The following is a 19,562-nucleotide window of genomic DNA, read 5'->3' as shown; positions in this document are numbered from 1 at the left end:
TGAAGTGAGTTACTTACCGTGGGGTCCTTCATCGTGGTTAAAAACGTGGGACCCCATACAGGCGGCCCCACCAATCACCATGACAAACAAAACCTATGACTTCGGATCGGGTCGTCCGCCCTCCGGGAGCTTTGCCCGGTTCGCGCCGTCCGCATAGGGTCGTCACCCTGTACTGATTTACTCCGATCCCCGCCTTAGCCGCCCTCGGTATCTCCGGGTTGCGGCTTCCAGCCGCCCGGTTCCCATGAGTCCGGCATAGGGCCGTCACCCTGTACGGATTTACTCGGCGTGCATCAGCCGGTCCAGGACATCCGCCGCCTTCTCGCCCGCCCGGTCAGGGCACAGATGGGCGTACTTCTCAGTCATCTGCGTCGAGCTATGCCCCAGGATGTTGGCGATCTCCGCCAGGGAGATGCCCGCCTGGGCCAGCCGGCTCGCGTAGGTGTCCCGGAAGGTATGGGGCGTCACCCGACCGACCTGGGCCGCGTTCTCGTTCAGCCCGCACTCTTCGATAGCCTGCTGAATCTTCTTCGTGGCGTGGCCGCGCGGCTCGTCCTCACGAGAGTAGGCCATGGTGCCCCGAGCGACCGCTACCTGGGCCGGGAAGACGTAGGTGCCCGGCGTGGCCGGCTTGCGCCGCCTCAGGATCGCCGCAGCACGCTTCGTGACCTTCAGCCAGGACCTGTTCCGAGTCTTGCTCCGCTGGAGGTCGATCATCACGTCCCCCTCCAGGCTCACCTGGTCCCACCGCATCCCGGCGATCTCCGAGTACCGCGCCCCGGTGTCCAGCAGCAGGGTGCTGAGCTCCAGCGCGTCGATCCAGGCGACGTCCTCGGGCCTCACGCGCTCGCGCATGTAGCCCAGCAGCTTCTCTTCCTCGGCCAGGGTGAGCCAGCGGGTCTTCGGGGGCGTCTTTGGCATCTTGGCGCTGGCCGCCCGGTTCCGCTTGGCGTCCCAGATGATCGCCCGCGCCGGCATGGAGACTCCCATGGCCTCCGCGAATCCCAGGAGCGACTGGACCAGCGCCATCTCACGGTTGATCGTGGAAGGCGAGTTGCCCTCAGTCAAACGCTCCCGTTTAAGGCTCAGAAGGTCGGCCTGGGTGAGCTCATCGACCATCATGGTCTTGCTCAGGCCGTACCGCGCGTTCTCCCGTGGGGTCCACTCGCCGCCGTCGGGATGGCCCTTGATCTTCGTCCAGACCAATTCGGTCCCGAAGAGCTTGCGGACGCGGCTGGCGTTGTTGCGCGTGTCGCTCAGAACCTTCTGGGTCTCAGTGAGCCACATCTGGGCGACAACGTACAGGGTCAAACGCTTCACCCCTAGCGCGTCGCGGCGCATGGCCTCTGCGGCCTCCAAGCGCTTTTGCGCTTCGATCTGGCGAGCCTCCGACGGGTTGTCAGTCCCGGTTGCCCCCCGGAACCTCTTGCCCTTCAGGACGAACTCGTACCAGTATCCGGCCCCATCAGGCCGTTTGTAGATGCTCATGGCTCCCTCCCGACAATTGCTTGACCATCTCGTAGACCTCCATGTGGACGCCCGTGCGGTCAGCATTCCACCGCAGCGCGTTCGCGCCGAAGACGTCCGAGACCGTGATGTAGCCGTCCGGCATGGCCGACACCAGGAGCTCCGAGTCCGCGAGCTCTACGTTGAAGAATGCCGCGTCGTGCTCCACGTACAGCGGCCCCACTTTGCACCAGCTAACGTCAGTGAGCATCCCGTGCACGGCGCACGCTCGGGCGACCGGGCGCTGACATGACTGTTTTTGGGGCTTTGGGGAGGCGTTCGGCAACATAAGGGTCTTTTCCCGTCAAACATTGATAAATGAACGGTTGGCAGTAGTACAAGTACGTCATTGCAAACTCGTCAGGTTTCACCTCCAGGACTTCCGCCCAGAGGCGAAGGTCGTGCGGAGGCAGTGCGCTGGCGCCTCGCTCAATCTGCGACACCATGGCGGCGTACGCATAATTGACCTTGGACGACATTTCTAATTGTGTGTACCCCAGGGCCTCGCGGCGCTCCTTGATCCACGCTCCGAATCGGCCGCGTAGCACGGCGTTACTCGAATCCAGCTTGACAGTCATGGTGATCTCCAAAGAACTCAAATTGTAACTCAGGAGGACAGCTACAAACTTCAGGAGCGGATTCTATCGGGCGGAATACAACAGAGTCACTCACTTCATAGCTGCCATCGCATTATCTGCAACAGCTACTCGCGCAAGGCTCTCTTATAGACCTCCTATGGTTCTATAGGACGTCTATAAGACAGTCTTAAGGATTCCTCTCGGCCCTTGCCATGTACTGATTTACTCGGCAAAGACTCGGGGAATCTCGTATCGGTTTTGACCCCTCTTCCGGCGTGCCCCAAACGGGTGCGGCACATTCGGAATGGGGACTTTACGTCGCTCAAGAATGGGGCGATACCCCACCCCTGCGTGATACGCTGTACGGCTTTATCTGGGCTGTAATGGCGACCCCTAAGGCTCAGAAGGCGGCGCTCAAGTAGGTGACTCGAACGTCGCCGGGAGGCCAGGGAAGCGCACTACTCGAAACGTGGGGACGACGGGCCGCGCCGGGTCGCGCCTCGGGGCCTGTAGCGCGGCAGGGTAGCCAGCATGCCGTGCGGGGCGTTCTCCATGCCCCCGAAGGGCGCAGTCAGACGGCGGCGGACCTCCCCGACCCAAGCGCGTACGCTTGCCGCGCCGTACCGCCTGTACGGATGGTCTCGCGGCCCACGCAGACCCAATGCCCGCGCACTATGCAGACGTGCGGGGGATCACTGTAAAACTGCGGATTGACGGGCAGGCCCCAGAGGCGCTGCTGTGCGTTCATTGTCATGGTGTGTAGGGCAGTGAGCCCCGGACCGCGTTATGCGATCCTGGGGCGTCTGGTGAAGTCTCAGCGGGAGATAAAGACGTCCTGGAGCCCGATGCGGGCGCGAGGGAACAGGGAGCGGATGTGCGCGAGCATCTCGCCCGGCGTTTCACCGGGCCGCAGATTGAACGCGACGAACCACCACGTAGCCCGCTTGCGGCCCATGCCGACCTTACGGTCCTGCGCGGCCAGGACGTCAAAGATTGCCTGCGCGTTGTCCTCGCCTTGCACGTTGAGGGCCACGCGTACCGGCCTTGGTTTGCTCGGCATGTCATCGCCCCTCTAGGAACTCGATGACGTCCCGCGCAAAGGCGAGGGTCACGTCCCATCCCCAAGCGCGTTTAAGCGCGTCCTGTAGATGCTCGGCGGCGTTGAGAGAGTCCGCGCCCGGCGTCATGAACCCCAGGGCCATGCACTCCAGGTCGCGCGGTAGGAACTTGATCGCCATGGCGTCACCCCCGGTTCAGGAAGTCCGCGAACGCGGGCAGGGTGAAGACCACGAAGGCGCAGCACGTCCAAACGATCTCAGGGACGCGCCGGGGCAGGGTGCGGCGCTGGCGGGTCATCAGTAGCCCCCCAGGAGCGTCACGGTCATGCCTTCGAAGTCGGCGCGGAATGTCAGACCACGGGCCACCAGGGCTGCCACGCCGTCATAAAACGCCTGTTCGGTGCGGTAGATGATGGTCATTGCGCGTCCCCCTTACGCGATGCGTTGTAGAGGTCCGCCGCCCGTGCCATCCGCGCAAGTTCTTCGCGGGCGATGCGCTTGCCCTCGGCGTTCCCGGATTCGATACCGACCAGCAGATACGGCAGGACGGCGCTCCAGGTCGGCGTGACGTCGATAACGCGCTGCGCGTCCTGGTTCGCTTCGTGATCCGCGCGGATGCGGTCAACTGTTCGTGTCATGGTGAGTCCCTTGTCATGTAGCCCGCTCAAATGCGCCCGCAGGAACCCCCTCGCAAGGGGCTCGCACTGACGCACTCAGGGTGCGGACTGTTCCGGGTCAATGCGCCCGCTAGAGGCCCCGCAGGGCCTGTAACTGGAGCACTGTGGAATGGGCGAAACGCGCTACCTCAGCGGTAGTAGTAATCGCCTTCCTGCCCGTTATGGCCCAGGGTCACGCGGACGTACGTGTAATCCATCTTGAGCTCGCGGGCGGCCTGTTCCCAATCAATGCAGTTGTTCGGCCACTGAGCGCCCTTCGTGACCATCCCGCAGTCCTCCGCAAGTTCCTGTGCGTAGTCCTGGAAGTGGTCCTCTGCGATGAGGATGTCCGGGTACCAGTCGCCGCGCCACTGGTGATTGCCGCCGTATCCACGCAGTTCGTCCAGCAGGGCCAGCAGTTGCGACAGTTCGTGCGCCTCTTCGGATGCGTCCCACTCGCGCATGGCGGCGCTGGAGTCCTCCGCGAGTTCTGCGTCTTCCTTCTGGCTCTCCAGGTCCTCTACGCGGTCGGTGATGTCGCGCAGGTCCAGGATGTCGGCATGGGTGATTTCGGTAGTCATGGTGTGTCCTTGTGTCTGTTGTGGTCGTCTGTCCGGGTCAATGCGCCCGCCGTAGCCGCCCCGTGAGAGCGGCTAGAACTGGAGCACTGCGAAATGGGCAAAACGCGCTATCTGTGACCGTAGACAACCAGGGTCCAGGCTCTTCTCCTACGCGGGGCCGTCATTCGACACCTCGCACTGGCAGGGCGATAACGTCTGCGACGTCTGCCAGGGTCAGGGCCTCAAGAGGTGCGGTAGGAGTGCGGCGGCAGAATCGGACAAGGGACTCTGCTGTGCGGCGCTTCGGGGCCTTGCGGCGCTTGGGTTTCGTTTGGTGTGTCATGGTGTTTCGTTGCTGCGGTGAAGTGAGTTGCTTAGGAGTTCACATAGTGCCAAGCGCATCACAGTAAGTCAAACGCTTCACTTAGAACCCGACTGAATCGTGGGGTTATCCTTCTCCCACTCTTCGCCCGTCTCCAGGTTCACCACGCGCACGGCCGCAGGGCAGTAACGCACGGCGCTGGAGAAGTCCGGCGAGCTATACACGGTCTTGGTGCCGTCCTGGCGCGTCGCGGCGAAGAGCGGCCATTCGGCAGGGTTGGTGTTCTTAGCGCCCATGGCGAGCCCCGAGCATCGGATAGACCTTGATACGGCTACGCGCGTCCGTGGTGAAACCGCCCGTGCGCAGTTGCAGGACGTCGAAGCGCTGCCCTTGCAGGCGGAGTGCTGCGGAGTAGCCCGGCACCTCATCGTCTGCGAGCCCGAACACGCCCCGATTCACGGCTACCCGAGCCTTGCGGAAGTCTTTGCGGTTCATGGTGAGTCCTCAGAAGCCGATTTGATCGAAGTGAGCGGCCATGAGGCCGTAAGCGTTCGCCGTGGCGGCGTCCGCGTCCACCAGACGCCCGTGACGGAAGCGGGCGCGGTGCATGGTCCCCTCCCACGAGATGTAGCCAGAGTGGCGGCTACCGAAGAGTGCAGCTATCCAGGCGTTGAACATGGTGTGTTTAGTACGTTGTTTGTTGATGAGCCTTCATAGTAGAGGCGGGCGCCGGCCATGTAAAGCGAATCGCTTAGAAGTTGATTGCTTTGTAGGGGTATTCTCAGGCCGCGCGATGAGCCATGACTTGCCGGGCGATGCCGTGCGGCATACCTCAGACGGTCACAGGCAAGTCATGGCGAGTCGAGCGGAACATAGAGAGGGTCTCTAGCGGAGGGAGTGGATACTCCCCCATCCATCCCCCATCTACGGCTTAGGGACGGTCTTAGAGACGTCTTAAAGACGGGCAGGGCCTCTCTATCTCATAGACCGGCCCAGCGGTACTACCATGTACTGATTTACTCTGAGGGTGCCTCTCCCCGACCTTCCCCGCCCTCTCCCCGACGTCACCAGACGTCACCAGGACGGCCCCGCGATCCATGCGCATCGCACCAGCGCGAGCGGAGGCCGCAGGCCGTAGCGAGCCTATAAGAGGGCAGGACGGCCCAGGACGCATAGGACCGCCTGCGATGCCCCCGGACGCCGGAGACGCTCCAGGACGGCCCAGGACCGCCCAAAACAGGAAACAGAGGCAAGCAAGTGCACGCGTTCGCGCTCTCGCCAAACCTCTGTCCTGGTGCTGCCTGCCGTCCCGCGCCGTCCTGGAGCCCATCGGATGCGGCGTGAGTCCCATGTATCCGCTGGCCGCAGGGTGCAAGCCATTGATTCGCAAGGGAATTGCCGACGCTCACGGGCCGTCGTGGGGACGCCCGAGGTCCCACGGTACGGCTAGGCGTGGCCGATGCGCCCCTCGATCCGGCCAAGGGGGCCTGGGGGCGGCAGGGGGGATTCGCGTTCGCGCGGCCACGCAAGTCACTACGCGCTACTGCGCCCAAAATTTTCTGGGGAATTCGCCATGGCCCCTGGGGCCTCACGAGACGCTCCAGGACGGCCCCTACCGGCGGCAGGGTGTCTCGGTGACTCCCCGCGCCTCCAAGCGCTCCTGGGCCTTCCTAGCGCTTCGTGGACTCTCGATACCAGCGCCGGGCTGCGCCAGCGACAATCGTGGGGTACTTGATGGCGTAGCCGGTGCCGGCCCGGAGGTCCTCAAGACTCACCAGGACCTTGTGGGGATGGTCGATCTGCTCCCACTCCTGGACCAGCCGGTTGCACAGGTAGTCGAAGTCGCAGTCGCTCAGGACGTGGACGTCCTCGACGTAGTACAGGTAGCTGGACATCAGGTAGGTGACCAGCCGCCCGTTCGGGGTGTCAGGGATCGTCACGACTTCTGGACGGCCTGACGCTCCCAGCCCCGGTCCTCCATGCAGTCCTGGATGTAGCCGGAGAGCTTGGCGGCGTGCTGGAGGCGAATCTGGTCGATGGTGTACCCGTTGCGGGTGTCCATCGGACCGGCCTCGTGGGAGGCGACCTCACGGCACGCCTGGAGGTCCGAGCGCCAGTGGCCTGGCTTCTCCATCTTCGTGTTGACCCATTGAGTCTGAGTGCCGCATCCGGCGAGAACCAGGACAGCGGCGGTAACCAGCAGCGACTTCATAGTGACCCTTCTTGTTTGATTTGATTTTGCCGATAGTTTACGAGGCTATCGGCGGCTTGGCTATCACCCTTGATAGCGGACGTTGGCGCCTACCCGCTCGTCGTCCCAATCGTCCCAGGACGTCCTGCCGTCCTCCAGGTCCCGCACGTAGCGGTCCAGGAGCGCCTGGAGCTCGGCGTCCTTCATGTCCTTGGCGGCGCTGGCGACGTCGATGCGCAAAACCTTCTGCATTTCGGACACTGCGCCGGCCAGGGCGTCCAGGCGGTCATCGTGGGCCAGGGCGCCGCGCTCGCGGGTGATGTGGGTCAGTTGGTACATCAGGACCGCATCCATCGCCACGGTCTCGTCCACGACGAGTCGGTGACTCCCCATGACGGGTTCCAGGGTGTCGATGATGCGGACTTCCTTCTGAGCCCTCGACCACTCAGCCTCGCGCACGGTGCAGCCCGAGGTGTCCCCAGGCTTCTCCGCCGGCCATACCTTCGCCAGGATCGGCTCGAACGCGCTAATCCAGACTCCAGGGGCGAAGTTCGGCTCGATGACGATCTCGTTGACGTTGTGATGCTTGGCGACCTCTGCGACCTTCTGCATGGCGGCGCCAGGATCGCCCTGGATGCCCCCGGTCTCCACGGCGTACATCATGCCGTTCAGGGCCTTCAGGACCGCGTAGCCGGTCTCGTCCTTGCCCCGGCCCGACGGGTCCACGAACACCAGGCTTTGCTCGTAGGGCGCCCAATCGTTGTCGATGAAGAGCGGGGCGAGCCACGTGTCTCCGGTGAACCCGTAGTTCTTGAGGTCGATCCGCTTGTTCCGCCCGTTGGAGTCATGCCCCCACGAGACGGTCATCGGCGCCTTCAGGAAGTTACAGGCCATCACGATCAGGTCGTTCTGCTTGAGCGGGTAGCGCTCGGCGTCCGACAGGCTCGTGTCCAGTTGGAACTGGAGGGCGAAGTAGGCGCGGCCCTTTGTCTCCCGGTTGGAGAGCTCGACTTCATCGAACCGCTCGGGGTCGGTCGGCATCCACTCCAGGGACGGCTCCAGGTCCACCACGCGGGCGCGGGGAGCGAGGCAGTCCAGGGGAGTCTCTCGACCCTCGATCTGGAACTTGTAGGAGTCGCGCTTATCCTTGCGCGGGTAGCGGGCCGGGAGAATCCAGCCCATCGCTCCGCCTTCCTTGATGAGCTTGGTGTAGATCGACTCTTCGGTCTGGGGCGTCCCCAGGAAGATCACGTCGGCCCCGCCAGTCACCTTGATAGCGGCGAACTCGTTCGTCTTGTGCAGCAGGCGCTCACGGGCGTCTTCGGTCCGCGAGTTGTCCACGACCTCGATGTCATCGGGAATGATGAGCGTGGCGCGGGAGCCGGTGATCTGGCCCGTGATACCTACGGCCTTCACCGAGGGGCTTTGGGAGATCGAGGCGCCATTGACGTCGAAGGACCACGCGGTGTCGCGTTGGTCGTCCCGAGGCCGCAGACGCTCGAAGAGGTCCATGGTCATCAGGATGTTCTTCGTCATGGAGACGAATTCCTTGGCCTTCGCGCCCGAGGCGGAAAGGACGATGACCTTCTCCTTCACCGGGTCCCGGTAGAGGCGCCACAGGACGAACGCGGACGTCAGGAAGGACTTCCCGATGCCGCGGAACGCCTCGATGATGTCTTCGCGGAACTTGGACTCGGGGTTACCCATCCGCGTCCAGCCGGTGCGGTTAGGCTCGATAGGCTCGTGACCGAACCACTCGATGATCTCTCCGGTCTCGTCGTTCCGACCGTAGCCGGCCCATCCGAACTGGAGGAACCGACAAATGTCGTACTGCGCCGGGGTCGGCTCGGGAAGCCCGATGTGCTCCCAAATCAGGTACACCAGATTTCGGAAGTCCTCTCGTAGCGGGTCGTCCGACTCCCACCACCAGGGGCGGGTCACAGCTTCGGACATAGAGCCTCCGCGAGCATCAAGACGTCCTCGTGGCTACCGTCGCCCTTAGCGCGGTTGTAGAGCCAACAGACGACTTGGGTGTTGGTCGGGGTGTAGTCCAGCGACGGGTCGATTCGGTCGATGGACGGGGCAAGCGCCCGTGCGCCAGTGCCGCTCCTGCCAATTACGAACGGGAGACCCGTTACAGCGCAGGCGCCACGCACGATGCCGGCCTCGATTTGCTCCACCGATACAGTCACCGGGCGGCGTTTCCGGGCGCCGGCAATCAGCCTGTTGGCGACGCCACGAGGCGTCTCCAAGAGACGCGCGGCGGTATCTGCGGACCAGCACGGCTTGCATTTGCCCTTTACCTTCCCGCCGTAGGCGTAGAAGTCTGTGAGGGGCTTTTGTGCCCCGCACTTGGCGCACGTCTTCACTGGACGTGCCGAGCTCCGAATGGCATCTGGCGCTCGAAGCGCTCCAGGAGGCCCGAGGACTTCCCGGTGGCCGGGAGATTCTCTTCGGGCTTGGCGGGCTTCAAGCCCATGAGGTCCTTCAGGTAGCCCTTGACCACGGCCAGGAAGCCGTTGTCCGGGGGACCCATTACGACCTGTCCGGTCGTCGGGTCGATCACGGGGCCGTCCTTACCCACCAGGGGGACGCCCGTCAGCCCATCAAGGAGAATGTTCTCGAACTTCTCCCGGATGCGCGGCTCGTTTTTCGACAATGAGTTCCTTTCGCCAGTAGAGGGTCTCGTTGTGGCCCCAGGGTTCTGCGGGGTCGTAGAGACGGAAGCCCGCCCGAATCAGATTGTTCGAGGACGGGGTGTTCATGACGATGGTTGTGGAGATGCAGGCTTTGACACCCAGGCGCTTTGCCAGCGCGAGGCGTCGGGCCAGGAGCTTCTTCTGGAGGCCCAGGCCACGGTGCGACGCGAGGACGCCGCAGCGGCTGAAGTAGATGACGTCGAGTTCGGAGTGGGCGTGGCGCATCCCTGCGAATGCCACGGGGTTCCACCCGTCGAAGACGATCCACCACCAGCCGGTCAGGTAGTCCTCGTGACTGTCGCCGGGGAACGTCAGGGTGTGCAGTGCCCGCAGGGCCTCGGCGTGGTGCTCGGAGGCCCGCAGGATGCGGAAGGTCACTGCGACCCGCCGGCCTTCAGGTGGATCACCTTCTCCAGGAACTGCTCGCCCAGGACAGCAGACGCTGCGGCGAGGCCCAGGAGGGCCATCTGCGACAGGCCGGGGATGAACGCCAGGAGCGAACCTGCGGCCACGGCCAGTCCTGCGGAGATGATCGAGCGTCCGATGGCGAGGCGCCACGTGAACCGCTCGTTCGAGGCCAGGAGCTTACCCAGGCCGATGATGACGCCCATGCCCGTCAGTAGCAGCAGGAACTGCTTCAGGGAGAACTCGCCGTTCATTACGCGGCGTCAGCCTTCGGCTTCTTGGCGCCCGTGGCCTTCGGGGTCTTGGGCGCCTTGTCCGCCTTCACCGGGGGCCACACTTCGCCTACGCCGACGATCTCGGCCACGTCCACTTCGGCGGTCAGGACGCCGGGGACGCTCACTTGCTCGCCGGGGAAGGTCACTGCCGACACGACGCCGTTGGCGGTCCAGATGAATGCGGTCTTGTTTGCTTCTTTCATGTTCAGGTAAGAGTTGAGTTGTTGGGTGATGCTTATCCGCCGTTGGGGATTCGGAACCAGCTAATCCATAGCGTGCTCCCCGCATCGGAAAGGACGCCTGACGACACGTTGCGATAGAACACACTAACGGTCCCTGTCGCAGGGATGGTGATGTGACCGACTACATCGATGTACTGATTGGGGACGGTCACGAACTTCGTCATGTACTCGCGTACGCCTCCGGATTCTGACGGACCCACAAGGTACTCAAGCGCAGCCGTCCCGCTGGACGACGCGTAGCAGTGGACCATAAGGCCCATTTCGGATGCGTTAGGGGGGACCCGGCTGATAGTCATGTTGACAGCGGCCCCTTCGGCCCCGGATGACGCCCCGCGCGTCCCCATCGAGAGCGGACCGTTGAACTTGACCATCGACCCTCGAACACGGCAGCTGCTCACGACGGTGCCGCTCCAGTACACAGTGAATCCGTAGGCCCAATGCGTGTACCCAGGGGGTAGCGCCGGGGTCGACGCCGCCGACCAGATAGCTGATAGGGTCGTCCCGTTCCAGATGAAGTACCAGTGAATCCAGCCAGCCGGAAGCGCAGATGAGGTGTCGCGGCCTCCAGCCGTTGGTCCTGCCGAGTTTGGGTTGGCTGTGATGTTCCCGATGGAGGTGATGCGGACAATCGCCCCGGTGCCGGACGTAAGGAGGACGGAGGATGCCGTGGCAGTTACCGGAACGGCGCCTGTCAGCATGTCGGCAGACAAACCTGTAACGGTGCTTAGGCCAATTGCGGCAGCGTCCACGTACCCTTTGCTCGCGAGGTGGAGTGGGTCTGTCGGCGTACTATCCTTGGCCTTCTGGTGCCCCGTAAACTGGACACTCCCGTCCTTTACCACGGCGATACCTGACAGCGCGTTTATCGCACTCGTGGCCTCAGCTGAGTTGTCCAAAGCCGTCTGTGCCTTCGCGTCGATCCCGTTGGCTGTGGACTGAGCGGCGTTGGCCGTCGCGACAGCCGCCGACGAGTCGTCCAGAGCCGTCTGCGCCTTCGCGTCGATCCCGTTCGCCACGCTCAGTGCATTGTTCGCCGTCGCAGTAACCTCCGTGAGATTGACGGCGGCGTCATCGGCAGCTTGCTGCGCCTGTGTTGCGCTTGCGGCTGCGGCGGACTCCGAGGCAATGGTCGCGTCTCGGGCAGCCAGGGCTACGTCGCGGGCGGCCGTGGTGATCTCCTGCGCCGCCTGGGCCGAGTCTCGCGCCGCCTCAGCAGCAGTCTGTGCATTTCCGGCCTCACCAGCCGACAGGCTCGCAGACTGAGCGCTGGCGGCTGCGGCGGCCTTCCAGACCTCGGCAGCGTCCCTCGCGGCCTCGGATGCTGTCTGCGCATTCACAGCGGCGCTACGGGCGGACTGAGCTTCCGTCATGGCTGCCTCGGCGGCCTCTACGTTAGCCGGGACGTCAGAGTACAGCGTGATGAGGTCCGTGACTTGGGCCGCGAGCTCCTTCAGGAAACTCTGCGTCGGCACGATGGCGTACCCGACGCCTTGGGCCGTGGTGCCCTGGTAGGGCTTCTTGAGGATGAACTGGAGCGACGATGTGATCTCTGCGATCTCATAGAAGATGTTCGCCCCATCCTCGGGGACAAACATGTCACCAGCTTTGACCTTCGTGAGGAAGGACGTGCCGGTCCCGATGACCGCCGCTTGCCCGTTAGTGAGCGCGACAGTACCGGCTGCATACCATGCCATTGATCTCCTTTACAGACCCATGACGTCTGCGATGATGATGAATTGGGGAGGGACGAATGAGCCCGGAGAGGCGTCCCCAGGAATCGAGGCGACCGGCACGTAGGCCATCTGGCACCCGTCCTGCCGATCACGTATCCCCGCGTAGAGCGCCTGGGAGAATTGGGCCTCAGCGTTGTCGTACGCGAGTTGCTCCCCGGAGCCTGGGTTGGACGCGCAGACGGCGTATGAGCCCGCAGGGAGGCCCGCGTAAATCCAGGGCGTCTCGTAGAAGTTGATAGGCTGGACCGACGCGGCGCCCGGCTGAACGACTCCGGCCACCCTCAGGGGCTTGTGTTGGTCCCCAAACGTCTTGTTGCCATTGGCGTCGTAGATTTCCAGCCCGAATGACTGCGCGAGCCAGACGGGCTTGTCGAACACGTAGGTCGTGATGGTCGCCGGGTCCAGCGTCCCGAACGTCCAGGTCCACGTCCCGTTGCCGTTGTTCTGGCAAGCCTTGATGCACGCCGACGCCGTAGGCTTCATGAATAGCAGCGGGGTGTCGCAGGGCAGCGTGAGCGTCCCTTCGTATCCCCGTGATCCATTGACGCCCGTGACGGTCGTGTTGACCTGGACCTTGTACCGGAGCGACAGATTCGCCCAGGTATCATCGACTTGCACAGTTCCCCATGTGTTCCACACGGTAAGTCCTGCGGTCATCGAACTCCTGTGAAGACCATGTAGTTGATGTTGTTGTAGTAGCGCCCCGTGCCGTCTGGAACTCCGTCGGGCAGCGGGAACGACCAGAAGAGTCGGTTGCCTGAGAGGGAGAACGATGCCTCCCCGACGGGTTCCGCTGGACGGTTCGTTGCCACTGCGGCAAACCACGGGTCGCCTGTGTTCGTCCCAGGGATGTCGTAGTACCCGGTGTTCTTGCCGGTGTAGAACATCCCCGTGATCCGGGCGAGCCGGTGCCCGATGTCGAGAACCAGGGCGCCGTTCTGGTCAAACACTTGAAGACCCGCCGGCATCACCAGACCCCCAGGCGAACGCGCATGACGTTGTTCCCGTCATAGACGCGGTAGGAGTAGGAATCGAGCTCGGAGCGTTGCCCGGACGTCGCCGTGCGCAGCAGCCCGATGTTCGCGCTCAGCGCCGAGAGGCTTGGGGTCGTGATGCCGCCGGGGGTGATCTTCGTGCCGAGTCCGCTTTCCTTGTACGGCGTCAGGCGGGTCTGCCCTGGGCTGGCCTCGGCCACCATGGGCTTCATGAAGAAGCCCCAACTGTCGGCGTTGCCTGCGTAGGTGTCGTACTTCCCGACATGCAGCCGCGCGGAGCACGCTCCGGCGGGGGCGCGGTGAATCCCCCCGATCCTCTTGAACAGGGCCATGTTCTGCCCGCCACCGAACTGAGCCGGGTTGAACAGGTCTGGATAGGCCACCTTGTCGAGCGGAGAGATTGCCAGGGACGCCCCCGCCGCCGTGAAGTACTCAAGCATCACCAGGGTCGTGCAGCGGTGAGCGCCTGAGTAGACTGAGTACTCGTAGTCGGTGCCCTCCTGTACAGAGAAGACCGTGCTTGAGAACAGGGCGTATTGCTGCGCACCAATGTTCCCCGTGGGTCCTAGTTGCCGGATGAACAGTCCCTTGGTCCCATTGGGGAACCATACGGACACGCCCCCGCCGTCACTGTCCCCAAACGAGACTGAGGCCCCTGGGATTCCGTTCCACGAGCCCCATCCGTTCGGGACTCCACCGTTGACGTCCACCATCGAGGCGTTCGGGACGAGGTTGCCCCCGAAGTTCACATTGACCTCGCGGGCCGTCAGGGTGCCGGCCTTGATCTTGTCGCCGGTGATCTCGTTGGCCTTGATGCTGCGAGCCTCGACCGACCCGTCCACCAGGAGACGGCCAGGGTACGTACGGTCCCCCATGACGTTCGCCGGGATGATGAAGGTCGGTGAGCCGTCCACGTTGCCCGCCGTGAAGAGCGGCTTGAGCGGGCCATCGACAGACGCCGGGTCCGCGAAGACGAGGCGGTTCGCCATCATCACGATCTCGGAGCCGCTCATGTCGTCGTTCGACGTCGCGGCGAGCCCGATGGCGGCCATGACAGCCTTGCCGTCGGCACGCTGCACCTGGGCCTTGAGGGTGTACTGCGCATTCAGTCCGGTCACCTTGCCGTCTACGGCGGTGATGGACGTCTGCATGTCCTCAATGACCTGGGCGAGGTCCTCACCGATCTGGGACTGAAGGGAGGTGATCTGCTGCGCCAGCGCTTCGTCGGCGCTCACACGAGCAATCTGCTCCGTCTGAATCTGGGCGGTGATGTCCTCATTGATCGTCGCCTGGAGCGTATCGACGCGCTTTGCCAGCGCCGAGTCTTGCTTCACCGACGCGACAGCGGAGTTGATGATAGACGCGGCCAGCCGGTCGGAGTCGTCTTCCCCGTCGCCGTCCTCCCCTGAGAGCTCCAGGTTGTCCAGGGTTGCCTGGATCGTGTCGGTCTTGGCGGCCAGCGCGGAGGTCTGCGTGGTCAGGAGGTTGATGTCCGACGCCACCGACGCCCTGAGGTTCTGAGCGTCGAGCTCGACCACATCCAGGCGCTGCGAAAGAGATGACGTTGCCGCTTCGCGGTCCTCGATCTCCTTGAGAATCTGTTGGTGCAGCGCATCGGCCTCGTTGCCGATGACCGTGATCTGAGCCGAGAGGTCGTCCAGGGTCTGTAGCCCGGACGTGAGGATGGCTTGGGACTGCGCAATGGAATCCAGGGCGCCCGAGACCGTCTCGATCTCGTTCTGGATCAGTTGGATGACCGTCCCGATGGAGCCGGTGATGCCTCCGCTCCGCTCCTGGATCAGGAACAGGCATTGGAGGCGGGCGCGGTTCAGGTCATCGGCAGTCAGGTTTGCGGCATCCACGAACTTCGCGTAGTCCACGAGGTCCGGGGTAACCCGCATGATCTTGAGAGTTTGGCCAGCCGGTAGGGGCTCGCCAAAGATGGTGACGACGCGGACGGTGTGGTCATCCACGAACGTGAACGCACGAGGCGCTTCGTTCGCAGTGACCACGATGTTCGACCGTTCCAGGTAGGGCCAGTCAATCGTGTAGTCCGTCCGCGTCCCATCGGTTACATAAACCGACAGCATCAGTCGTCGTCGTTTGCTCCGAAGATGTACTTGATGAACCCGTACTGCTGTTGCAGCGGGACCAGGGAGCGCATCTTCTTCCCGAACTGGTCGAGGTCGCCATTGACGGCGTTCGCGCCAGCCTGGGAGAGAGTCTCCAGGTTTCCGAACCACGGCCCCACGAGGTTCGAGGCCCACGATCCCTGGGAGTACCGCGACCCCTTACCAGCAAGGGTGAAGCCGAGGTGCTCCTTCGTCACGGGGTCCGAGAGCTTCACGCCCGCGTCCACGAACGACCCGAGGTAACCCAGGACGCCCGAGCGCTGGATGGTGTTGTAGGCCATCTCGTGCGGCGTTTGCTCAGTGGGGTCTTGACCCTTCCGCATGGACGACAGGACGTTCATGACGACGCCAGCGGCCATCACGATCCCCAGGGCCTGAGCGAACTTCGCGTGCTCACCAGTGACCGCCCCGCGCTGGAAGCCAGCACGTAGGAAGTTGTTGGTGAACTGGAAGGCGGTCGATTGGAACTGGAGGAAGAGCTTGCCGTACCACTTGTCCATCAGCAGCGGCTGATTGCCGTAGCCGGACGTGTAGCTGGCCCGCTTCTGCGCCTTCACAAGCGCGGCCTCCAGGACCTCCTTCATCTCGTCGCCGTCCGGCTCGGAGAGCCACTTGGACATCCCAGGGTTGAACAGGCCACGACGTTCCTCGGAGCCGTGCTTGGCGAATAGCTCCGCGAGGCGCTTGGCCTCCACTTCACCGATGCCGACGGCTGCGAGGTCCGCCTTGATTCCGGGCGACAGCTTGTCGTACCCCTTCGTCCACTCAGCGATGTTCGCCAGTTGGGCGAGGCCGGCAGCGCGGCGCACCACGTTGGAGTAGGCCGCGAGACCGGACAGGCGGTTGCCCGCGTCGGCCACGAGGTCCAGGTACTTCGTGATGTTCCCGGTGATCTCCTTGGTCTTCCCGGTGCCGAACCCGATGTGATCGCGGACGGCCCCCAGGCCCAGGGCCTTGTCGGACTGGCTCATGTGCAGCCCGGTCTCGAAGGAGCCCAGGATGCGCTCCAGTTGCTTGAAGTCCTTGTCGCCCTTGGCGGCCTGCTCCACGATGTACTTCATATCGCGGACGGCGGAGCCGGTGAGGGCGCGGGTGACTGAGCCTGGGGCGGCCCACGCAGCCGTAGCGATGTCGCCAATGGCCGCGAAGATGAACCCACCCATGAACCGCACGAGGCCGAGTTGTCGCAGGGAGTCAGCGATCCACACGACCCCGTTCTGGTCCTTGACGTCGTAGCGCCCCAGGAGACGATCCGAGGCGGCCTTGAGGTCGTCCCGAATCAGGTCGCGCTGTTGCGCCAGGGCCTTGCGGTCCTCGGGCTTCGCGGAGCCGATCATGCGGTCCAGGTCCTCTTCGACCTCGCGGATGACGTCCTCGATCTTCTTGCCTCCCCACGCCTGGTGGAGGGCCATCTGACCGCCCATGTCTTGCATGTACTTCTGGAAGGCGTCGGCGGCGTTCGATTCGAGGAAGCCGAGCTCGCGCAGGCGGTCGTACTCCTGCTCGTTGAACTGGAACTTGCGCTCCTTCAGCCGGCCAGTGACCGGCGAGTTCTCCAGCAGGAGCCCACGTGGAGCCTGGGCTTGGCCGCGCAGGTTCTCCGAGAGTTGCTGGACGTACTTCGTCAGCGGCGGCGCCTCGTGTGATCCCTTACGGGCACGGGACTTCGCCACCCGGAGTTGGGAGACCGAACGGTTGGCGGCCTTGCGAGCGGCCTTCACGTCGTCCCCGAGCATCCGGCGCTTCTCGTAGACCGCCTTACGGGTCGCGGTCGCTTCGTCAGCGATGCGCTTCAGTTCCTCCAGGGCGGCCATGTTGTCGATCTCCTGGGCGCGGAACCCAGGGGCCAGCAGCGAGTCCGCCTCGTTGGACTTGATCGTGTCGATGTCCTTCGCGGCGGCGTCGAGCCAGCGGCGGGTGTCCGCCTGGGTCTTCGCCAGGAGGTCGAAGTCGGCCTGGGCCTCTGCGAGCTCGTCCTGGGCGGCCTTGAGCTCCGCCTGGGCGTCACGCAGTTCCGCCTTGAGACGATAGTGCTCGTCCCGCAGCGGCATCATGTGGTGCGTCTTCTGGGCCGTGTTCGGCGGGAAGTCGGCAGTCACCTGCTTCTTCTCAGCGATCACGTCCGCCTTCTGCCCCTTCAGGTCCGCCACCAGGGCGTCGGCTTCAGATACACGGGCAGTGGCCGCAGCCTCACGAGGCCCCGCGGAGTCCAGGGCTTCCCCGCTTTCCCGGAGAGCCGCTTGGAGGTCGGAGACGTCCCCGCCGCCGATGGCATCCAGGCGACGCTGCGCCGAGACCACCTTGGCTTCAGCACGCTCCGCCTTGAGCGACCCTGCGGCCACCCGGCGGAACACGATGCCGCGCTCCATCTCTCGGGCCTGGGCCTTCACTTCGGACAGGCGAGCCGCACGGGCTTCGGTCTCGGACTTCCCAAGTTGCCTCAGGACGTCGGAGAGGTTCTCCATGTTCCGCTTGTGGCGGCGCTCGGCGTCGGCCAGTTCCTCGGCCACGCGGGCGTTGAAGTAGTCGTTCTCTTCGCCGCGCCAGTCCTTCAGGATGTCGTTCTTCAGGGTGTCATCACCCGAGTCCAAGATGTCCTGCCAGGACGCGTGCGGCGTCGTCTCGATGGGCTTGCCGTCCGCGTCGAGCTTGGGCTCGGCATTGGGGTTCTTGATGTAGCCCTGTTCCATGAGCCACTCGTCCATCGGACGGGAGCCCAGGTGCTCTTGCATGAAGGCGCGGAACGCCTCGGGGTTCGAGTCGATGGCGCCCTTCTGCCAGAGTTGGGGCATACCGTAGCGGCCCTCGCCCTTGAGCGCGGGGTCGGCCAGCCCCATCTTGACTGCCTTGTTCCACATGGCCTCATAGGACTCATGGTAGCGAGCCTCGGCCTCGTAGACACGCTTGTGCACGAGGGCCGCCTGTTCGGGCGTGAGGCCGGCGTCGGTCAGATGCTTCATGACCTTCTTCGAGATGTCCGCCGACGTCATGCCGGCGTTCGAGCCGTGCTGGATGATCGTCACGCCGGTCTTGAAGACGTCCTCGCCAATCGTGTTGGCGGAGCGCTTCCCGAGGGTCCAGGTGTTCACCAGCCCCTTCGCGGAGGTCTCCAGGGCGGATTGTCCCAGGTCCATGTTCGCGGCCTTGTAGATCGAATCGACGTCCCGGAGGACGCTTGCCGTCTCCTGGTCGTAGATCGTCTTGAGGGTCTCCGCCTCCACGGGACGCGCGTGGCCTGCCACGTCGCCCTTCGTCAGGAGGCCGCCAGTGTCGTAGGCGGCGAAGAGGTATTGCCGGGCCTTCTCGGACACGTAGTTCGTGGCGCGTCCCAGAGGGGTCCAGCGCGGCGCCAGCGCCCAATCGACCGCCTGGGCGATCTTGGACTTGCCGACGGCGATCTCCGTGTCCTCAGTTCCCGTGGTCGCCCGCATGGCGCCGATGCTGTCGGCGGGCGTCTCACCGATCCGCATCTCGACCATCTCCGCCTTGTCCAAGTTCTCCGGGCGCAGGGGATTGTCGGGATGGGCGGGACGCAGTACCGAGTCAGCCGGCATGTGCCGCAGGAACGGGCCGACGCCCGCGCCAAGCGCTGCGCCGATGCCGATGTTCATGAAGGCGTCACTGGCCGGGCGAGTCGAGTCCAGCGCTTGTAGTGCGCCTTCCTGGATCGCGGCGTCCGTGCCGACTATGGCGGCGCCTCGGGCCATGCGACCGGCGAGGGTTGCGGCCTTCACGCCGTTGAGCGCGGCGCCGCCGCTCACGAGAGTGGTAGCGTCCAGGAGGGACACGCCGAAGTTCAGCAGGGCATTGCTGTTGCCCGTTGCCATGATCTCGCGGTCCTTCAGGTTCCGCTGCATCGCCTGGGCGTACTGCGCGAACTCTTCCTTGGACTGGAGCTTGTCGAAGCCGAAGACGCCTTGGGCGGCCAGGGGCTTCAGGAACTCGTACTCCTGCTCGTTCTCACGAAGGAAGGCGTACGGATTGAATTGGGGATCGGGGGCAGTAACGCCGCCCCCGGAGCGGTTCATCAGTTGACCGATGACGGTCTCGGTGCGCCACGTGGCGCCAGCGACATCCCAGGCGTCCGGGCGGTTCAGCTTCTCCGCTACCGGGTCCACAGGGACGTAGCCGCCCTGCGCCGGGTTGGAGTCGGCCAGCATATCGTTGGCCGGTTGATTCAGGACGACGGGAGTATCAGCCATGTCGAGTT

General features: G+C 64.0%; 23 protein-coding genes. All 23 read right to left on the bottom strand.

Annotation, left to right across the window (positions count from 1 at the left end; translation table 11 throughout):
• Positions 1–279: 279 nt before the first annotated feature.
• Complete coding sequence (locus tag CBM2588_RS13130; RefSeq protein ID WP_172583590.1) at positions 280–1,488, bottom strand: tyrosine-type recombinase/integrase; 1,209 nt, start codon at positions 1,486–1,488, stop codon at positions 280–282.
• Entirely contained in the window at positions 1,466–1,717 is a 252-nt protein-coding gene (locus CBM2588_RS13125) for a hypothetical protein (protein WP_062801438.1), read from the bottom strand. Before CBM2588_RS13125 ends, CBM2588_RS13130 begins: the two co-directional genes overlap by 23 nt.
• Complete coding sequence (locus tag CBM2588_RS13120) at positions 1,707–2,084, bottom strand: helix-turn-helix domain-containing protein (RefSeq protein ID WP_062801437.1); 378 nt, start codon at positions 2,082–2,084, stop codon at positions 1,707–1,709. Before CBM2588_RS13120 ends, CBM2588_RS13125 begins: the two co-directional genes overlap by 11 nt.
• 814 nt (positions 2,085–2,898) lie before the next feature.
• Complete coding sequence (locus tag CBM2588_RS13115) at positions 2,899–3,144, bottom strand: hypothetical protein (protein WP_147298410.1); 246 nt, start codon at positions 3,142–3,144, stop codon at positions 2,899–2,901.
• A 1-nt stretch (position 3,145) separates the two neighbouring features.
• A complete protein-coding gene (locus CBM2588_RS13110) occupies positions 3,146–3,322 on the bottom strand; it encodes a hypothetical protein (protein ID WP_172583589.1) in 177 nt (58 codons plus the stop codon).
• Positions 3,323–3,439: 117 nt separating this feature from the next.
• Positions 3,440–3,562, bottom strand: a complete 123-nt coding sequence (locus tag CBM2588_RS31355) for a hypothetical protein (RefSeq protein WP_269462413.1) — start codon at positions 3,560–3,562, stop codon at positions 3,440–3,442.
• Complete coding sequence (locus CBM2588_RS13105; protein WP_147298409.1) at positions 3,559–3,780, bottom strand: hypothetical protein; 222 nt, start codon at positions 3,778–3,780, stop codon at positions 3,559–3,561. Before CBM2588_RS13105 ends, CBM2588_RS31355 begins: the two co-directional genes overlap by 4 nt.
• Positions 3,781–3,947: 167 nt before the next feature.
• Positions 3,948–4,379, bottom strand: a complete 432-nt coding sequence (locus tag CBM2588_RS13100) for an antirestriction protein ArdA (RefSeq protein WP_115680861.1) — start codon at positions 4,377–4,379, stop codon at positions 3,948–3,950.
• A 399-nt stretch (positions 4,380–4,778) separates the two neighbouring features.
• Positions 4,779–4,976: a hypothetical protein gene (locus tag CBM2588_RS13095; protein WP_115680860.1), complete on the bottom strand. Its 198-nt coding sequence runs from the start codon at positions 4,974–4,976 to the stop codon at positions 4,779–4,781.
• Complete coding sequence (locus tag CBM2588_RS13090) at positions 4,966–5,175, bottom strand: hypothetical protein (RefSeq protein WP_115680859.1); 210 nt, start codon at positions 5,173–5,175, stop codon at positions 4,966–4,968. Before CBM2588_RS13090 ends, CBM2588_RS13095 begins: the two co-directional genes overlap by 11 nt.
• A gap of 1,175 nt (positions 5,176–6,350) precedes the next feature.
• The gene (locus CBM2588_RS13085) at positions 6,351–6,620 is read right to left on the bottom strand and encodes a DNA ligase LigA-related protein (RefSeq protein WP_062801432.1); all 270 of its coding nucleotides are present in this window, start codon (positions 6,618–6,620) and stop codon (positions 6,351–6,353) included.
• Positions 6,617–6,892 carry a hypothetical protein gene (locus CBM2588_RS13080; RefSeq protein ID WP_115680858.1) on the bottom strand — a complete coding sequence of 92 codons (276 nt, stop codon included), beginning with the start codon at positions 6,890–6,892 and terminating at the stop codon, positions 6,617–6,619. The genes CBM2588_RS13085 and CBM2588_RS13080 overlap by 4 nt, the downstream gene beginning before the upstream one ends.
• Before the next feature lie 63 nt (positions 6,893–6,955).
• On the bottom strand, positions 6,956–8,824 hold the full coding sequence (terL, locus tag CBM2588_RS13075; protein ID WP_115680857.1) for a phage terminase large subunit: 1,869 nt from the start codon (positions 8,822–8,824) through the stop codon (positions 6,956–6,958).
• A complete protein-coding gene (locus CBM2588_RS13070; protein ID WP_115680856.1) occupies positions 8,809–9,240 on the bottom strand; it encodes a hypothetical protein in 432 nt (143 codons plus the stop codon). Before CBM2588_RS13070 ends, terL begins: the two co-directional genes overlap by 16 nt.
• The gene (locus CBM2588_RS13065; RefSeq protein WP_115680855.1) at positions 9,237–9,437 is read right to left on the bottom strand and encodes a hypothetical protein; all 201 of its coding nucleotides are present in this window, start codon (positions 9,435–9,437) and stop codon (positions 9,237–9,239) included. Before CBM2588_RS13065 ends, CBM2588_RS13070 begins: the two co-directional genes overlap by 4 nt.
• Positions 9,438–9,477: 40 nt before the next feature.
• Positions 9,478–9,948: a GNAT family N-acetyltransferase gene (locus tag CBM2588_RS13060; protein ID WP_115680854.1), complete on the bottom strand. Its 471-nt coding sequence runs from the start codon at positions 9,946–9,948 to the stop codon at positions 9,478–9,480.
• The gene (locus CBM2588_RS13055) at positions 9,945–10,229 is read right to left on the bottom strand and encodes a holin (RefSeq protein ID WP_115680853.1); all 285 of its coding nucleotides are present in this window, start codon (positions 10,227–10,229) and stop codon (positions 9,945–9,947) included. The genes CBM2588_RS13060 and CBM2588_RS13055 overlap by 4 nt, the downstream gene beginning before the upstream one ends.
• The gene (locus CBM2588_RS13050) at positions 10,229–10,453 is read right to left on the bottom strand and encodes a hypothetical protein (protein WP_115680852.1); all 225 of its coding nucleotides are present in this window, start codon (positions 10,451–10,453) and stop codon (positions 10,229–10,231) included. Before CBM2588_RS13050 ends, CBM2588_RS13055 begins: the two co-directional genes overlap by 1 nt.
• Before the next feature lie 32 nt (positions 10,454–10,485).
• On the bottom strand, positions 10,486–12,186 hold the full coding sequence (locus tag CBM2588_RS13045) for a hypothetical protein (protein WP_115680851.1): 1,701 nt from the start codon (positions 12,184–12,186) through the stop codon (positions 10,486–10,488).
• 9 nt (positions 12,187–12,195) lie between these two features.
• A complete protein-coding gene (locus CBM2588_RS13040; protein WP_062801423.1) occupies positions 12,196–12,882 on the bottom strand; it encodes a hypothetical protein in 687 nt (228 codons plus the stop codon).
• The gene (locus CBM2588_RS13035) at positions 12,879–13,175 is read right to left on the bottom strand and encodes a hypothetical protein (protein ID WP_147298408.1); all 297 of its coding nucleotides are present in this window, start codon (positions 13,173–13,175) and stop codon (positions 12,879–12,881) included. Before CBM2588_RS13035 ends, CBM2588_RS13040 begins: the two co-directional genes overlap by 4 nt.
• 17 nt (positions 13,176–13,192) lie before the next feature.
• A complete protein-coding gene (locus CBM2588_RS13030; protein WP_115680849.1) occupies positions 13,193–15,310 on the bottom strand; it encodes a phage tail fiber domain-containing protein in 2,118 nt (705 codons plus the stop codon).
• Positions 15,310–19,554, bottom strand: a complete 4,245-nt coding sequence (locus CBM2588_RS13025; protein WP_231942139.1) for a hypothetical protein — start codon at positions 19,552–19,554, stop codon at positions 15,310–15,312. Before CBM2588_RS13025 ends, CBM2588_RS13030 begins: the two co-directional genes overlap by 1 nt.
• Between the last annotated feature and the right edge of the window lie 8 nt (positions 19,555–19,562).

The organism is Cupriavidus taiwanensis (assembly GCF_900250075.1).
Classification (GTDB): Bacteria; Pseudomonadota; Gammaproteobacteria; order Burkholderiales; family Burkholderiaceae; genus Cupriavidus; species Cupriavidus taiwanensis_C.
Note: the sequence above shows the minus strand (reverse complement) of the source record. Positions and strands in the feature narration are given on the sequence as shown.

Bases quoted from the DNA above. Each gene is read 5' to 3' on its own strand.
- CBM2588_RS13130 (WP_172583590.1), bottom strand. From the start codon at position 1,488: ATGAGCATCTACAAACGGCCTGATGGGGCCGGATACTGGTACGAGTTC.
- CBM2588_RS13125 (WP_062801438.1), bottom strand. From the start codon at position 1,717: ATGCTCACTGACGTTAGCTGGTGCAAAGTGGGGCCGCTGTACGTGGAG.
- CBM2588_RS13120 (WP_062801437.1), bottom strand. From the start codon at position 2,084: ATGACTGTCAAGCTGGATTCGAGTAACGCCGTGCTACGCGGCCGATTC.
- CBM2588_RS13115 (WP_147298410.1), bottom strand. From the start codon at position 3,144: ATGCCGAGCAAACCAAGGCCGGTACGCGTGGCCCTCAACGTGCAAGGC.
- CBM2588_RS13110 (WP_172583589.1), bottom strand. From the start codon at position 3,322: ATGGCGATCAAGTTCCTACCGCGCGACCTGGAGTGCATGGCCCTGGGG.
- CBM2588_RS31355 (WP_269462413.1), bottom strand. From the start codon at position 3,562: ATGACCATCATCTACCGCACCGAACAGGCGTTTTATGACGGCGTGGCA.
- CBM2588_RS13105 (WP_147298409.1), bottom strand. From the start codon at position 3,780: ATGACACGAACAGTTGACCGCATCCGCGCGGATCACGAAGCGAACCAG.
- CBM2588_RS13100 (WP_115680861.1), bottom strand. From the start codon at position 4,379: ATGACTACCGAAATCACCCATGCCGACATCCTGGACCTGCGCGACATC.
- CBM2588_RS13095 (WP_115680860.1), bottom strand. From the start codon at position 4,976: ATGGGCGCTAAGAACACCAACCCTGCCGAATGGCCGCTCTTCGCCGCG.
- CBM2588_RS13090 (WP_115680859.1), bottom strand. From the start codon at position 5,175: ATGAACCGCAAAGACTTCCGCAAGGCTCGGGTAGCCGTGAATCGGGGC.
- CBM2588_RS13080 (WP_115680858.1), bottom strand. From the start codon at position 6,892: ATGAAGTCGCTGCTGGTTACCGCCGCTGTCCTGGTTCTCGCCGGATGC.
- terL (WP_115680857.1), bottom strand. From the start codon at position 8,824: ATGTCCGAAGCTGTGACCCGCCCCTGGTGGTGGGAGTCGGACGACCCG.
- CBM2588_RS13055 (WP_115680853.1), bottom strand. From the start codon at position 10,229: ATGAACGGCGAGTTCTCCCTGAAGCAGTTCCTGCTGCTACTGACGGGC.
- CBM2588_RS13050 (WP_115680852.1), bottom strand. From the start codon at position 10,453: ATGAAAGAAGCAAACAAGACCGCATTCATCTGGACCGCCAACGGCGTC.
- CBM2588_RS13045 (WP_115680851.1), bottom strand. From the start codon at position 12,186: ATGGCATGGTATGCAGCCGGTACTGTCGCGCTCACTAACGGGCAAGCG.
- CBM2588_RS13040 (WP_062801423.1), bottom strand. From the start codon at position 12,882: ATGACCGCAGGACTTACCGTGTGGAACACATGGGGAACTGTGCAAGTC.
- CBM2588_RS13030 (WP_115680849.1), bottom strand. From the start codon at position 15,310: ATGCTGTCGGTTTATGTAACCGATGGGACGCGGACGGACTACACGATT.
- CBM2588_RS13025 (WP_231942139.1), bottom strand. From the start codon at position 19,554: ATGGCTGATACTCCCGTCGTCCTGAATCAACCGGCCAACGATATGCTG.